12 protein-coding genes and 1 CRISPR repeat array are annotated in these 13,473 nt (G+C 58.6%); of the genes, 3 read left to right on the forward strand and 9 right to left on the reverse strand.

Annotation, left to right across the window (positions count from 1 at the left end; all coding sequences use genetic code 11):
• Positions 1 to 118: 118 nt before the first annotated feature.
• From cas6 to MTP36_RS02850, 8 genes are all read right to left on the reverse strand, one after another.
• Complete coding sequence (cas6, locus tag MTP36_RS02815; protein WP_249253398.1) at positions 119 to 871, reverse strand: CRISPR system precrRNA processing endoribonuclease RAMP protein Cas6; 753 nt, start codon at positions 869 to 871, stop codon at positions 119 to 121.
• Positions 868 to 1,968, reverse strand: a complete 1,101-nt coding sequence (gene csm5 / locus MTP36_RS02820; RefSeq protein ID WP_249253410.1) for a type III-A CRISPR-associated RAMP protein Csm5 — start codon at positions 1,966 to 1,968, stop codon at positions 868 to 870. The genes cas6 and csm5 overlap by 4 nt, the downstream gene beginning before the upstream one ends.
• Entirely contained in the window at positions 1,965 to 2,930 is a 966-nt protein-coding gene (csm4, locus tag MTP36_RS02825) for a type III-A CRISPR-associated RAMP protein Csm4 (RefSeq protein WP_249253418.1), read from the reverse strand. The genes csm5 and csm4 overlap by 4 nt, the downstream gene beginning before the upstream one ends.
• The gene (gene csm3, locus MTP36_RS02830; RefSeq protein ID WP_249253425.1) at positions 2,911 to 3,582 is read right to left on the reverse strand and encodes a type III-A CRISPR-associated RAMP protein Csm3; all 672 of its coding nucleotides are present in this window, start codon (positions 3,580 to 3,582) and stop codon (positions 2,911 to 2,913) included. Before csm3 ends, csm4 begins: the two co-directional genes overlap by 20 nt.
• 2 nt (positions 3,583 to 3,584) lie before the next feature.
• Positions 3,585 to 4,127, reverse strand: a complete 543-nt coding sequence (csm2, locus tag MTP36_RS02835) for a type III-A CRISPR-associated protein Csm2 (protein WP_249253427.1) — start codon at positions 4,125 to 4,127, stop codon at positions 3,585 to 3,587.
• Positions 4,111 to 6,522 (reverse strand): type III-A CRISPR-associated protein Cas10/Csm1, encoded by a 2,412-nt coding sequence (cas10, locus tag MTP36_RS02840; protein WP_249253429.1) that lies wholly within the window; start codon positions 6,520 to 6,522, stop codon positions 4,111 to 4,113. Before cas10 ends, csm2 begins: the two co-directional genes overlap by 17 nt.
• A 498-nt stretch (positions 6,523 to 7,020) precedes the next feature.
• Positions 7,021 to 7,459: a CRISPR direct-repeat array (repeat unit 32 nt; unit sequence GTTTCCGTCCCCTTGCGGGGATAAGTTGAAAT).
• Positions 7,460 to 7,649: 190 nt separating this feature from the next.
• Entirely contained in the window at positions 7,650 to 8,018 is a 369-nt protein-coding gene (locus MTP36_RS02845) for a hypothetical protein (RefSeq protein ID WP_249253430.1), read from the reverse strand.
• Positions 8,019 to 8,089: 71 nt separating this feature from the next.
• Positions 8,090 to 8,284, reverse strand: coding sequence for a hypothetical protein (locus tag MTP36_RS02850; RefSeq protein WP_249238016.1), 195 nt, complete (start codon positions 8,282 to 8,284; stop codon positions 8,090 to 8,092).
• A gap of 154 nt (positions 8,285 to 8,438) precedes the next feature.
• On the opposite strand from MTP36_RS02850, the gene MTP36_RS02855 reads away from it, so the two are divergent.
• Genes MTP36_RS02855 through MTP36_RS02865 form a run of 3 tightly spaced genes read left to right on the forward strand, consistent with a single transcriptional unit; the run spans position 8,439 to position 11,502 of the window.
• Positions 8,439 to 9,047, forward strand: a complete 609-nt coding sequence (locus MTP36_RS02855; protein WP_249253439.1) for a TM1812 family CRISPR-associated protein — start codon at positions 8,439 to 8,441, stop codon at positions 9,045 to 9,047.
• A gap of 6 nt (positions 9,048 to 9,053) precedes the next feature.
• Positions 9,054 to 10,058, forward strand: a complete 1,005-nt coding sequence (locus MTP36_RS02860) for a hypothetical protein (protein ID WP_249253441.1) — start codon at positions 9,054 to 9,056, stop codon at positions 10,056 to 10,058.
• Position 10,059: 1 nt separating this feature from the next.
• Positions 10,060 to 11,502 (forward strand): TM1812 family CRISPR-associated protein, encoded by a 1,443-nt coding sequence (locus MTP36_RS02865; protein WP_249253443.1) that lies wholly within the window; start codon positions 10,060 to 10,062, stop codon positions 11,500 to 11,502.
• 803 nt (positions 11,503 to 12,305) lie between these two features.
• On the opposite strand, the gene MTP36_RS02870 is transcribed toward MTP36_RS02865, so the two are convergent.
• On the reverse strand, positions 12,306 to 13,466 hold the full coding sequence (locus MTP36_RS02870) for a phosphoglycerate dehydrogenase (protein ID WP_249253445.1): 1,161 nt from the start codon (positions 13,464 to 13,466) through the stop codon (positions 12,306 to 12,308).
• Positions 13,467 to 13,473 lie beyond the last annotated feature (7 nt).

Below are 13,473 nucleotides of genomic sequence, written 5' to 3' on the forward strand. Positions count from 1 at the left end.
GAATGAAAGCAATTCAGGCAAGGCCTGTCCGGCTGGCTTTGCCGGGCATGGCTCCTGCAAAAAAAGGTGAAGTGACCGTGGGTCACTTCACCTTTTTTGTTTGCGGTAAACCGTGCTTTTATAGCGCACCGGTGCGCCCGATGGAGCAGACTGTGCCGCCCATACCGAGGGTCGTTTTGATGCCGACCCCGCCGTAGGGCGCGAAAGAAAGCAACGCGTTCCAAAGCTCCAGAAGCGGCGGCGCAAGATGCGCTTCGACCGTTACGCTGCCCTGAAAAGACGGAATGCGCGTTTCCTTCAGCGGATAACGTGTGGTGCGCAGGTTGTAGTCCACGATATGCAGCCCCTGCTGCAAAGCCAGCAGCGCATCATCATCCGTAAGAGCGTATTCCGGGAAAGCGGTGTTCCAATGCGCGGTCAGGCTTTGCAAAAGCAGCGTTTCCTGCGGAAAAATAGCATAGCGGCCGGACTGCTTGAAGGCGCAGGGCGACAGAAAAACGAGCTTTGCGCGGCTTTCATCGAAGGAACGACCAAAGCGGATCAGCTCGGCGGCGGAGACTGCCGGGGAAACACGGACTTCTGTGACCGGCAGGGGCGATTCGTGCAGCGGGATCTCCTTTACGGACGTCAGAAGGGGAGAGACGCTCTGCCGGACCGTCTCGTTCAGCAGATTGACCGTCCAGACCAGCGCCTGCTTTTCCGGCGAAAAATGCAGGAAATGCGCAATGGGGTGCTCCCCTTGCAGATGCAGGGCATCGCCAACGTCTGCCGGAAGCTGTGCCATCAGCCAGCCATACAGGCGGTAGGCCCATGCCTGCGGGACGCGTACCCCCGTGGGCGGCGTTAAAACAAGCTGAAACTGCTGGATCATAGGATACTCACCTCGCAATACCCATAGGGATAGAACTGGTCGCGAAAGCGGGCGTATTTCATGGTGTGCGGGGAGACGCCTTTTTCGATATCGCACTCATGCCCATGCTTGTGGAACATCTGTGTCATTTGCGCTGCCGTCCAGCGCAGCCCCTTTTCTTCGCCCAGATAGGGGTACGCCAGCGACTTGGCAAAAAAGCCGGAGCCGCCGCCAAGGATCAGGTGCGGCTGCTGCGGCAGGTTGACGGCACCGCTTGGCGCGGTGAAGTGCCTGCTGTATGTCTGCTCGTAATAAGTATCAAACTGCTGGATGGCATCCATAAGGGACTCTTTGGTAATACGCCCCTTCAGCACCGATTGATCCAGCGTCAGCTTAAAACGAACCTTAGCGCCGGGGATCGCGCATTCCCGGAACAGGGGAAGGCCTTTCTTGCTGTTCTTTGGAAAGGAACCGTCCGGAAGTACATCGAATTTTCCGCAAAGAGCCATCCGCTCATTCGGGATGGGCTTACTGTCGGAGACCTGAACACCCCGGAACAGGCTGTTGACCGCATCGGAAGCGATGCTGCCGTCCTCCTGAAGGCGCAGATGCAGCTGATTGATGTATTTTTCCTCCGGGAATGCGGCGTTATCGTCTGACGCAAGGCTGTGCCCGGTGCTCTGGTCGGCCCGAACGGCCTGCAAGAGCCATACGGTGCGCAGTGCACCCTTGAGGCTGCTGCCGGGAATGTACGCCCTGTCATGGGCATCCCGCTGGAAGGTGTAGAGATTTTTCGGCGGATTTGTAACGGCATCTCCCGCCTCGATCGTATAGCGGGTCAGCGCGTTCAGATCCGTATCAGAAACGCCGCAGTCCTCGGTCAGAAAATCCCGGAGATTGGACTGATTGCAGAGCATGAACTGGATGTACCGGTCGATCAGCCCGCGATCTGTCAGAAAGGTGAAAAATTTCTGTTCGTCCAGCAAGGAGGCTCTTCCGTTGCGGGTGCAATACAGGTACTCTGCTTTCGTGTACATGCGGCCGTCACCGATGAACAGGGGCGACCGCACGGTCAGGATCAGGTCGAATATTTGCAGATGATCCTGCTGTTTCATCATAAGGTCACCCCCATCAAGATCGGTTTGGAATAACGGTATGCCGGGTGCGTGTCGGTCAGGCTGACATCGTACAGCGCCCCCTGATAGGGGTGCTGCAGCACAGAGCCGGCGGCAAGGGCATACTGCGTTTTTTTCTTCAGCGGCGTTTCCACGCAGTCCGAGGCCATAAAGCCGCTGCGGCGCACCAGCTGGAAGGAGGCGTCTTTTAAAGCGCTGTCCAGCTCGTTCGCCTGCGGCAGGCTGGTGGTCAGCAGCAGATAGGGCGCACGGTTGGCAGCAAGCGCACGGCGCAGCCACTTGGTCTGCGCGTCAGGGGGCGTATTCAGGCAGAGCTTTTGCACTACATGGAATTTGCCGTAACCGGTGCTGACCCTGCCGCCGATCCCGGTGACGCCCAGCCCTTCCAGCAGGGCGTGCAGCTTTTTGTCCTGTCCGCTTTCCGAGACGCCGCAGATGAAATACAGCCCGCAGTTCGGTGCAAAGCGGAACAGCCCTACCTGATAAGGCTTGGTGTCTCCCTGCGCGGGGATATTTGCCTTGGTCTGCTCGTAATGCGTGCCGAAGCTTTCCGGCTGGTCATCGGGCGTAAAATGCCCTGCGTGCAGGCTTTTGGCATAGCGGTCAAAGGCCAGCACAGGGATCCACGCCATCTTTTTGACTTTTTTGCGCAGGGTGGTCTCCACCTCCTCGGTGGATTCCGATGCAGCGATGGGTTTGGGCAGATAGAACGTTTTGTCGTACCACGGCATCGTATCGCTGAACAGGAGTTTGCCCTGCCGGACGCTTTCGCATAGCCGCTCCAGCGCGGCTTCCCCCTGCTGGACGAGGGTCTCATGGCAAAGCGCAGAAAACAGGGTATCTGCCCGCAGTGTCTCCTCGGAGGTGTAGAGCGACAATGCGGAGTCCGAACCGCCGAAATGCACAGCGGTGTCGAACTGAAGCTTAAACAGAAAATAGTTCATAGCTGTCCACCTCATCAAAGAGGGCTTTCAGGCTGTCAAGTTCCACCGGTGCGCCGTAGTTTTTCAGCGTAAAGTTTTTCAGGCTGACGCGGCCGCTGCCGCGGGAGCCGTGACCGCCCAGATAATCCCATTGCAGCAGCTTCATGCCCTTGGCCAGCAGGGCAAGATCTTCCTCCACCTGTGCCGGGTCGGTTACATCGTAAACAATGCTGACGCCAAACACTGCACCGGCGATCACGCGCTCGATCTGGCGGGGGGTTGCCTGCGCGTTTGCACGGGAGATCGTGTTTTCGGTCTTGACCTCGGTCACGCGCACGCCCTTGTTGGAAAGTGCCTCTGCATTGGTCAGAAAGGCGTCTGCAAATTGCAGGCGGGAGCGGCGCACCGGCTCGGCGGAGCCGAACAGGCGCAGAATGCGTGCGTCGTCCGCACTGAGATCGGGCATATTCTCAATATCCTGACAGAGGCTGCGGGCCAGCAGGGTGCGCAGCTTGCCCTTCAGGCTGCTTCCGGGCACGATGGGCAGACCGGTATAGGGGTCGCGCACCACCGGGCTGTCCACAGCACCGATGGCAGAAAACGCAGAGGAACCGCCGATGTGCATACCGGTGCACACGATCAGATCGCACCGGATCAGAATTTTTCCATACATAATCAATTCTCCTTGCCGCCAAGGTAGCGGTGGAAAGCGACCAGCGCTTCCATGTAGTGTGCAAAACGGATCAGATCCGCACGGTCGGTGGAAATGCCCTTGAGGTATTCCCGCAGATGCGCTTGCGAAATAAAGTCTTTCATGGGATAAACTTTATCTTTACCGCTGCTCTTTTCTTTGTCACGGCCATTGCTTTCTCCTCTGTCACGGTCGCTGCCCTCTTCTTTGTTGCGGCTCTTGTTCTCTCCTGTGTCACGGCCATACTCGTAGGCTACGCGCACCCGCATCAGGTTGAGTTTGACCACACTGTCCGGTTTCAGCTTGTCCTCAGTGCGGATGCTTTCGTCATTATAGATATCGGTCACAAGGCTCAGCAGATTGCGGATCTTGCTGGTGGTTATGGTCGTGCCGCTGCTTATCAGGGCGCGCATAATGCGCTCGGCCTCGTCCACATAATTCTCCGGCACCTTTCTCGGTACGGTCTCCGGCGGGAGCGCCTTCTGCGGGTCTTTTCCGTCCCGGCTGTTGTTATTCCATTCTGCCATCTGTGTCGCCACCCTTTCTGTTCTGATACACATAAATGTAGATCGCGGTGATGAGCTGGTGACGCTGCACGGCATCAAAGGCCCAGTCGTCCATCATGCTGTGAGAAAATTGTTCGTAGAGCGGATAGTCCGGCGCGTTCTTTTCGGGGGAGAGCCGCGCCAGCAGATAGGCATACCGCGCAAGGTTGATGCGGTCGTTCTCCGCTTCCCGCAGCAGTGCCAGCAAATTGTAGAGCATGGAATTTCCGCGCGGGGTCTCGCCTTTGTCTGCGCAGCTGCGGTCATAGGCTTGGAAGAAGCGCTGCAAGCAGCCAACCTTTTCTTCCAGCACCTTTGTGCGGAAGGTGTCCCACGCATAGGTATGCCCCTGCTCCGGCTGCACCAGCAGATTGCCCTTTGCATCCCGGACGGCTTTGCGCTCCGGCGTAAACAGCGCCACGGCATTTTTACCGGGCAGATGCTTGGCGGCTTCCTCCAGTGCGGCGGTTTCCTCGGCAGAAAGCCGGATGGGGTAGTGGGGGTCGAAGATGCCGATGCCTGCGCTGAGAGTCAGCGCCCCGCAGGAAAAGGCGGTCAGATTGCGCTGGATGCGCTGCGCGGCTTCCAGAACATCGTTCCATGCGCCCACAAGGAACACGTCATCGCCGCCGGCATAGACGATACTTACCTGCAAACCGTCCAGAATGCCGTTGATATAGCCCTTGAAAAACAGGGACATCTGCCGGGAGAACGCCGAGGTGCGGGACAGGTTGACATAGCGCATCCGCCGCACCGGGTCTTTTTCGCTCTCCTGCTCAAAACCGGAGATGAACGCGTGGCCGAGATTGTCCACATCCATGCGGCAGACCGCAATGCGGCGCACGCCCGCAGCCTGCTCGGCCAGTTCATCCATGCTGTTTTTGGCGGCGTAATCGCCCACATACAGGTTGGTGGTGGAGGGAAGGGGGCTGTACGGGGTATTTTTGGTGTACATCCGCAGGACCGGCTCGCCGGAGGAAAGGCGCTTTTGCGCCGAAGCCCGGTCGGTCGTGGTCAGGTAGACGCTGCCGCCGTCCAGCGTGGGCAGCGTGCAGTCATCGGCTGCCGAGGGCTGACGGCTTACCACCAGCACGCTCCTGTGCTGAATTTTGTCAGAAAACTCCACAAACAGCCTGCACCACGGGCAAAGCTCGTCCGCAAGGGCGGCGCTGGTGCCGCACACCTTGCATTCCCGGCCATCCGGGTAAGCGGCGGCATCGTTCAGCAGCCGCAGATCTTCGGCGGTGTAGCGATGGAACTTGTGCTGTTCCAGCAGGCGGTTCACCCGGCGGAACAGCTCCTTATAGGGGCTGCTCTGGGCGGGGGTGTTGGTCAGGTCGTTGCCGGAGCAGGGCGTCCATGCGTTTGCCAGAAACAGCTGGGTGCCGAACTGCTGTTGCAGCCAGCGGTTGAACTGCCGGTTCCACCGGGTCAGGGTATCGGCCACGGCGGCGGTGTTGGGCAGCAGCACATAGCAGTGCCCGCCGCCGCTGTAAATCAGGTTGGCGCGGGACACGCCGCACCCGGCCAGAAGCTCGTCCAGATAGTGCTCCATGAACAGTTCCAGAAAGAACGACCGGCTGCGCAGGGAGCGCAGGGCGTTTTCGGTGCGGACGGTATAAAGGAACTTCTGGATGCGAGAAAAATCGGCGGTGTAAAGCAGAAAAACGCCCTTCCGGCAAAAATCGTTCTTTTGCTCAAAAAGCGTTTTACGCAGGTCGGTGATGTGGTTCGCCTGCACATATTCGCTAAGGCACGCCGCAATGGCTGCGGTGGTCTTGGCGTGGTCGAACAGGGAAATATCCGCGCCATCCCCGGGATAGATGCTGGACGGGAAACAGCCAAGCTGCGTTTCCAGCAGCCCCAGCAGCTTGCCAAGCTGCTCCGGCTGGGGCTGCAACTGCGGCAGCTGCGCTTCCAGCGTGCGCACGGCCTCGGCGTAGACGGCAGCGGAAAGCGGCTGGGACTTTTGCGGCAGTTTCAGGCTGCCGTCCTGCGGCTGCGCGGGCATCATCCAGCCGGGGTGGGAACCGTTCAGGTGGGTGAACACTGCATCCAGCGGAAGCTCCCGCCGGTAGGCATCGCTTTCGCCTTCGGTCTCCCGGCGGTCAGCCGCGCCGGAAAGCAGGTTGGCCAGATAGACCAGATACGCCGGGGAATCGGCTGGCAGTGTTTTTGCAGCACCACGCAGCGCGGCGGCGTGGTGGTAACGCACACAGTCCAGAACCGGGGTCCAGTCTGCGCCGGACAAAACGCCGTGCAAAAACTGGCAGCCCTGTTCACTGTGGCTGCCGCGCTGCCCACCGGCACGGTACACCGCTTTGCCGGTGTCGTGCAGCAGCCCGCCATAGGTGGACTGCAGGGTGAGAACGTTCAAAATACCATCTCCTTTACAAATTGTGGAAGAGTTGCACAACAAACGAAGAATATAGTTGTATATTTTGTGAGAGATGCTTTGATTTGGCTCTATTATAGCACATTTTGTCGCAATACAAAAGCCATGGCAGAGAAAATGCCGCAGCAGCTCTGTTCATAGAGAAAAAGCCCACGAAAACCGAAAAGTTAAGGCACGCAAAAGAAAAACTCCGCACCATTTTTGATGCGGAGTTTTTTGCCCCCTTGCGGGGATAAGTTGAAATAATTCAGCGAAGTAAAATCCGGAATCATCTTCTTTATGTTTCCGTCCCCTTGCGGGGAGAACCCTCTCAGTCACGGCTTACGCCGTGCCAGCTCCCCCGAAAGGGGGAGCTTAGTACAAGGTAAGTGGCAGCTGGAAAAGCTCTCCCTTCGGGAGAGCTGGCGCGCAGCGCCTGAGAGGGTTTTGCGGGGATAAGTTGAAATCCGAAGAAAAGCGTCTCCGCGCAGAGACTGAAAAGTTTCCGTCCCCTTGCGGGGATAAGTTGAAATGGTGATGATATCAGAGTCATGCCTCTGATCAAAGGGTTTCCGTCCCCTTGCGGGGATAAGTTGAAATCTAAACATCTCTGTTGTGGGTATCGGTAACTGCGGATGTTTCCGTCCCCTTGCGGGGATAAGTTGAAATTATGCTGCGTTTGGGCTAATCGTAAGAGAGTTCCATGTTTCCGTCCCCTTGCGGGGATAAGTTGAAATTTCAATAAGACTTATAGCGAAGACGAAGTTAAAGAGTTTCCGTCCCCTTGCGGGGATAAGTTGAAATACGTGCGCAAGTCGTGCGCACGCTGGAAAGGAGCGGTTTCCGTCCCCTTGCGGGGATAAGTTGAAATAACAAGTTGCATCCGCTCCTGCATCTGGTTACCCATTGTTTCCGTCCCCTTGCGGGGATAAGTTGAAATAGCAAAGCTGTTCTAAGAAAAAGAGAAAAATACTTGATTTCAGGGCAGCTTTCACAATTCCAAGACCAATATACCACAACCATACGAAAAATAAAAGAGCATTTTTGGCAGGAGGCTGGAAAAGCGGGTGCGAGCCGCCCACCGAAATGGAGAAACAGGCGGCTGAATGGGGGCAGCCGCACCGGGAAGTTCAGGGCGAGCCATAGCGGCGGAAGCCTGCAAAGGCGAAGATGCTGCGCTTCAGGGTGCTGCCGTCCGGGCAGGTGGTCTCCTGGCTCTTGCGGCGGGAGCAGGCGGCCAGCGTGGGGATGCCCGCGGCTTCCAGCCGCTGGACTACCCGGTACACAAAGGTGCACTCGCCCTGACAGAGCACGGCGTCCGGGTTAAGGTGCAGGATGTGGTCGGCGTATACCGTGGCAAGGGAGTCCAGCGCGGCCTCGTCGGCGGCGGGGTCGATGGCGGGAAAAGCAAGATCGACCACCGGGCCGTAGCGCTGCGCCGCCGCCTGCTGCTCGGCGCTCCACAGGGCGTAGGGGTGGTTGGAAAAGTTGATGAACATAGCGTGTACCTCCCGGTTCTTAAAAAAAGGCTCCCGTCCGCACAAAACGGACGGGAGCGCTGGCGCGGGGCTCACCGCTCGTCGATGCGGTGGCCGACGTTGTTGCCGGCCAGAGCGCCGGTAACGCCGCCAACGATGGCGCAGGGGATGGTGCCGGCAATGGCACCGACAGGGCCGCCCACGGCGATGCCGATGGAAGCGCCCTTCACGGCGCCTGCGACGGCACCGGCTGCGGCGCAGCCCAGAGTAGAGATCAGCTCAAACATGTTTTTCGCCTCCTTTCACCTACCAAAAGCCCACGGCAGGGGCGCAGTTAAGGCGGAAAAAAATAAATCTGCATAAATTTTTTAAGCCATTGTAGCAGCGGCCTTTTTATGGTATGATGCAAATAATGGATCTTATAAAAAGGAGTGTTGCCCTGTGCTAAAGACTTATATCACCACCGTGCCTTTGCAGGGAAAGCTGGACCCTATGCTGTACCAGCGGGAGCGGGCAGAGGCCCCCACGGCCACCTGCTTTCCCATCGTGCAGGTAATGCGGGATACCCTTGAACCCGGGGACACGGTGCGGCTGCTGGCCATCCGGCAGGAAAACGCCGATACCGCCCGCAACTATCAGCGCCTGCTGGAAGAACTGGCGCAGCTGGGCATTGCAGAAGCGCAGGTGGAGCCGGTGCCCCTGCCCGAGGATCAGCGCCCGGAAACGCTGATCGGCCTGTGCCGGGATCTGGTGGATGCCCTGCCGCAGGTCACCCGGGTGTATGCCTGCATCACCTACGGCTCCAAGAGCATCCCGGTGGTCACGCTGACCGCGCTTAGCTGCGCCGAAGCCACCCACACCGAGCTGGAGGTGGGCGGCGTCTATTATGGCGAGGTCAAGCGGGAGAACGGAAAGGTGGTGGGTGCGCGGCTTTACGAAATGTCGGCACTGTACCAGCTGGCCGGGCTGGTGGGCACCATGCGGGACAGCAAGACCGCAGAAGAGGTGTTCCGTCAGCTGATCTGGATGAGCCAGCACCGGGAGGACTGAACTGCCATGAAGAATGATAAAGTATGGGATAAGATCGATGCTTCGCCCCTGCTGCAGCTGCCGCCGGAGCAGCGCAAAGCGCTGCACGAGGCGGGGGATGAACAGTTCCGCACCCTCTGGGGCGATTGCTTTGCCGCTGCGCTGACCCTTGGACAGCCGGTGGACGGCGGGGACTTTTGCCGCATCTTCCTGAAGGCGTTCGACTTCTGGGTGCCGAAGCCCGGGCAGACCTTCAGCGCCTATCTGCGCAGCGCCCTGAAGCACCAGAACGCCCATGACGCGCAGCAGGAACAAATGGCGGTGACCGGCTTTGGCCGGGAGACCAACCGCAAGATCAAAAATGCCTTGGCTTATATGGCGAAGAACCAGATCACCGAGGAAAAGCTCTGCCACGACCCGGAAAAAGAGCAGCTGGTGGCCGATATTGCCGGGGTCGGGGTCAAGACCCTGCGGGAGACGCTGCGCAACAAGCAGTCGATCCTCAGCTTGGACGGCACCGACGGCGAGGAGACGGCACTGGAAACGCGGGTCGCCGCCCCTGCGCAAAGCGTGGAGGAGCAGGCCGAGCAGACCGGTGAGCTGCTGGCATGGCTGCACCGCGGCATCGGGCTGATGAGCTTGCAGCAGAAGGAGCAGTACGGCAAGACTGCCGGCCCGCTTTGGAGCAGCGTACTGCTGGGCTTTTTGCGCAACAGGGACGTGCTGCCCCCGGCAGAGGATACCCCCGCGCGGCTGGCAAACTGCGATGATCTGCGTCCGCTGGAACAGGACAACTGCCTGTGGGACATCCTGCTGCTGCATAAGTATGTGGCGTTTACCGTTCAGCCGCCCTATGCGCCCAAAGCGCTGGAATGCGCCGCGCTCCACGCCCTGCTGGACCCGGAGCGCAACCCGGCGCAGGATAAGACCGTGGCAGAATTTCTTGGTGTGAGCAGGGCGGCGGTGTCGCAGCGGCGCAAAACATGGCAGCAAAAACTGGTGCAGATGAAAACGGAACAGGAGGACGGATAAGATGGGACGCAATGTTTTACTGCTATATATGAGCATTTTCAACAAGAACCCGAAGATCCAGACCCAGACCCAGACCAACGAGGGCGCGGTGCGATATCTGATAGAGGAAGGAGAGACCCCGGACTGCATTCTGGCACTGTGCAGCGAGAGGGTGCGCAAAGAAGCGAAAGAGATGCCGGACGGCAGCACCCGCACCACGCTGGAATACTTCCGGGATAGCTTTCTGCCCAAGGTGCACATCCCGGCAGAACGGCTGGTGGTGATCGAGGTGCCGGACAGCATGGACGAAGAAACACAGTTTCAGGCTATCTCGCAGCTGCTGGAAAAGATCGAGACAGAGGACACCCTTTTTGTTGACCTTTCCGGCGGTTTGCGGGACGTGGCCATGCTGCTGGTGATCGCTGCCCGCTGCATGCGGGACCTGCGCAAAGTGCAGACCCGCCGGGTGATCTATGCGGAACTGCGCGGGGGAGAGTCTATCGTTCGCGACCGCACCCAGCTGTATGGTCTGTTCGACTTTGTTACCGCCATGGATCAGTTCTTCTCCACCGGCACAGCGCAAAAGCTGGAGAACTATCTGCGGAGCGAGGGCGAAAAAGACCCGGTGCTGCACACGCTGCTGACCCGCATCAACCAGTTCTCGGAAGATCTGGCACTGTGCCGGGTGCGGAAGCTGAACGACGATTTGAACCAGATCGCTCAGGCGCTGAAAGAAACGCCCAAGAAGAGCCAGAACCTGACCGACCTATTCTTCCAGATGCTGAAAGACCGTTTCAGCACCGAGTTTGCAGAACTGCTTTCCTCCGGCGAAAAGGCGCTGCCTGCACTGGTGAGCTGGTGCGCTGGCCACGGGATGTACCAGCAGGCGCTGACCCTGCTGTGCGAGCAGATGCCGGAATACGTCTGCCAGCATCTCTTTGTGCAGCCCACCCCCAAAGGCTGGGACTATCTGGCAGATCAGAAGCAGAACAGGGGCAAGCCGTGGGTGTACCCGCTGTTCCATTTCCATTTCTGCCGGTTGACGCTGTTGCAGAAGGAATATCCCTATACAACAGACCTGCGCCTGACCCTGAGCCGGGACGATGCAGAAGGCAATATGCTGTTCGGTGTAGCAAATGATACAGAAATGCACGACTATCTGGATATGGTGCTTGCCTCTGACCAGCTGGTCATCGACCCTGCCATCCGCCCGCAGCTGGAGCAGGCTGCCCTGCACTACCAGTGCGTGATGCAGTACCGCAACCAGATCAATCACGCCAGCGCCAACGACCTGGGCTTACAGAGCGAGCGCGTTCGGCCGCTGGATACCGAGCACATTAAAGAGACCCTGCAAAAGATCACCGTCTACCTGCATGAGATCCGCCCCTTGAAGCGGAACGTCCCGCAGGACATCGAGGCAATTCCCGTTGATGCGGCCATCCCCGCCGGAACGCCCGCCCGCTGACCCTAAAACAGAAGAATCCTGAAAAGCAAAGCCCCTCCGCACTGGTTCATACCAGCAGCGGAGGGGCTTTTTTGTCCCCTTACGGGGATAAATTGTAATCTGACCAGTTCACCAACGACACGCCCGACAAGGTGTTTCCGTCCCCTTGCGGGGAGAACCCTCTCAGTCACGGCTTACGCCGTGCCAGCTCCCCCGACGGGGGGAGCTTTCGCAGCTGCCGTTACCCTGTACTAAGCTCTCCCTTCGGGAGAGCTGGCGCGCAGCGCCTGAGAGGGTTTTGCGGGGATAAGTTGAAATCTCTGCTATCGTTCTCGTGTCAAAGACTGCAATCGAGTTTCCGTCCCCTTACGGGGATAAGTTGTAATGGTATCCTTCGGTAACCGTGGCTGCAGTAGCAAAGTTTCCGTCCCCTTGCGGGGATAAGTTGTAATCTGCGCCATATCAAGGCATGGAATATGAGCATCGTTTCCGTCCCCTTGCGGGGATAAGTTGTAATTTACTACAGGTATTGACATCAAGAAAGCCCTTGAGTTTCCGTCCCCTTGCGGGGATAAGTTGTAATAGCAAACTTCACCGGAAAAGCGCGAAAAATACGCGCAAAACAGGGAAGAACGCATAATACAAAACTTATTATACCTCTTTTTGCCGCAAAAGAAAAGAACGTTTTCAGGAAAAAAGGCCGGATTCCGGGGTGCGAAGCGGAAAGCCCGGCGGGCGCAAAATGCCCGCAGCGCACAAAACCCGCCCGGCGAGGCAGAAAGTGCTCCGGCAGGGCGGGTGTTTTTGGTGCTGCTTTGGGCGGTTTACAGGATGCGCACCCGGATGACGGCGGGGATGCTGCTCAGCTTCTCGCTCAGGCGGGCGTCCACGGCACCGGTGGCGTCCAGCATGGTGTAGGCCATGTTCTTTTTGCTCTTGTTCACCATGTTTTCGATGTTCAGACCCGCTTCGGTGGTCAGGGCGGTGATCTGGCTGATCATGCCCGGCTCATTCTTGTGGATGATGCAGATGCGTTTGCCGCCGGCGCGGGGCTGGTGCACCTCCGGCAGGTTGACCGAGTGGGTAATGTTGCCGTTGCGCAGGTAATCGCTCAGCTCCTGTGCCGCCATGATGGCGCAGTTGTCCTCGGCTTCCGGGGTGGAAGCGCCAAGGTGCGGGGTGCACACGATGCCGGGACGGCCCAGAATGGCCTCGGAGGGGAAGTCGGTCATGTAGCCGGACACCTTGCCGTTGTCCATGGCTTCCAGCAGGGCGGCGGTGTTCACCAGCTCGCCGCGGGCGTAGTTCAAAATCTTGACGCCGTCCTTGCACAGGGCAAGGGTCTGGGTGTTGATGGTGTCCTTGGTGGTGGGCAGGTAGGGCACATGGATGGTGATGTAGTCGCACAGGGGCAGCATATCGTTCAGGTTTACGCAGTGGTGCACCTGACTGCTCAGGTTCCATGCTGCTTCAATGGAGATGTAGGGGTCGTAGCCGTAGACCTCCATGCCCAGCTCGATGGCGCAGTTTGCCACCCGGGAGCCGATGGCACCCAGACCGATGACGCCAAGGGTCTTGCCCTTGATCTCGTTGCCCACGAACTGCTTTTTGCCCTTTTCCACGCTCTTTGCCATGGCCGGGTCACCGGCCAGTCCCTGACACCACTGGGCGGCGACGGCCACGTTGCGGCTGCCTGCGATGAGCATCCCGATGACCAGTTCCGCCACGGCATTGGCGTTGGCACCCGGGGTGTTGAACACCACGATGCCCTGCTCACTGCAGCGCTCCAGCGGGATATTGTTCACACCCGCACCGGCGCGGGCGATAGCCAGCAGATTGTTGTTGAAGGTGGTGTTCAAAAGGTCGGCGCTGCGCACCAGAATACCGTCCGGGGCGTCGGCATCCACCGTGACATCGAACTGGTTCTTGGGCAGCTTTGCCAGCCCCACCGGGCTGATGGCGTTGAGCGTTTTAATGGTGTACATATCTGAA

Origin of the sequence: Faecalibacterium sp. I4-1-79, from assembly GCF_023347235.1 — a bacterium.
Lineage (GTDB): Bacteria > Bacillota > Clostridia > Oscillospirales > Ruminococcaceae > Faecalibacterium > Faecalibacterium tardum.

Bases quoted from the DNA above. Each gene is read 5' to 3' on its own strand.
- cas6 (WP_249253398.1), bottom strand. From the start codon at position 871: ATGATCCAGCAGTTTCAGCTTGTTTTAACGCCGCCCACGGGGGTACGC.
- csm5 (WP_249253410.1), bottom strand. From the start codon at position 1,968: ATGATGAAACAGCAGGATCATCTGCAAATATTCGACCTGATCCTGACC.
- csm4 (WP_249253418.1), bottom strand. From the start codon at position 2,930: ATGAACTATTTTCTGTTTAAGCTTCAGTTCGACACCGCTGTGCATTTC.
- csm3 (WP_249253425.1), bottom strand. From the start codon at position 3,582: ATGTATGGAAAAATTCTGATCCGGTGCGATCTGATCGTGTGCACCGGT.
- csm2 (WP_249253427.1), bottom strand. From the start codon at position 4,127: ATGGCAGAATGGAATAACAACAGCCGGGACGGAAAAGACCCGCAGAAG.
- MTP36_RS02845 (WP_249253430.1), bottom strand. From the start codon at position 8,018: ATGTTCATCAACTTTTCCAACCACCCCTACGCCCTGTGGAGCGCCGAG.
- MTP36_RS02850 (WP_249238016.1), bottom strand. From the start codon at position 8,284: ATGTTTGAGCTGATCTCTACTCTGGGCTGCGCCGCAGCCGGTGCCGTC.
- MTP36_RS02860 (WP_249253441.1), top strand. From the start codon at position 9,054: ATGAAGAATGATAAAGTATGGGATAAGATCGATGCTTCGCCCCTGCTG.
- MTP36_RS02865 (WP_249253443.1), top strand. From the start codon at position 10,060: ATGGGACGCAATGTTTTACTGCTATATATGAGCATTTTCAACAAGAAC.
- MTP36_RS02870 (WP_249253445.1), bottom strand. From the start codon at position 13,466: ATGTACACCATTAAAACGCTCAACGCCATCAGCCCGGTGGGGCTGGCA.